Below are 385 nucleotides of genomic sequence, written 5' to 3'. Positions count from 1 at the left end.
CTTGATAAGGCGGGGGTCGTTGGTTCGAATCCAACCAGACCCACCATTGTCTGGCGGTAGGTACCTGAGGGAATCTGTACTCATGGGGGCATAGCTCAGCTGGGAGAGCACCTGCTTTGCAAGCAGGGGGTCGTCGGTTCGATCCCGTCTGCCTCCACCAATCACCAACGCTAAGTGCTTGGTTCACACGCTGAACCGAGAATTTTGCATTGGCGATTGAGCCAGTCAGAGTGATACGTAGTATGTATCGGCTGTCGTTCTTTAACAATCTGGAAGAAGTAAGTAATTTGGATAGCGGAAGCGTCTTGAGATGGACGTGGAAACTATCCGGGTTGTGATTGTATCGATGTATCTCAAGATGATTCGAACTTAATGTTCGGCTCAA

1 tRNA gene is annotated in these 385 nt (G+C 49.9%); it reads left to right on the top strand.

The features are described 5' to 3' along the window. The first annotated feature begins 84 nt into the window (after positions 1-84). A tRNA-Ala gene (locus U4Z31_RS37015) sits at positions 85-160 on the top strand. Positions 161-385: the final 225 nt, after the last annotated feature.

Origin of the sequence: Burkholderia sp. BCC1985 (assembly GCF_905339915.1) — a bacterium.
Classification (GTDB): domain Bacteria; phylum Pseudomonadota; class Gammaproteobacteria; order Burkholderiales; family Burkholderiaceae; genus Burkholderia.
The sequence above is the reverse complement of the archived record's forward strand: the minus strand, read 5'-3'. Positions and strand labels throughout refer to the sequence as shown.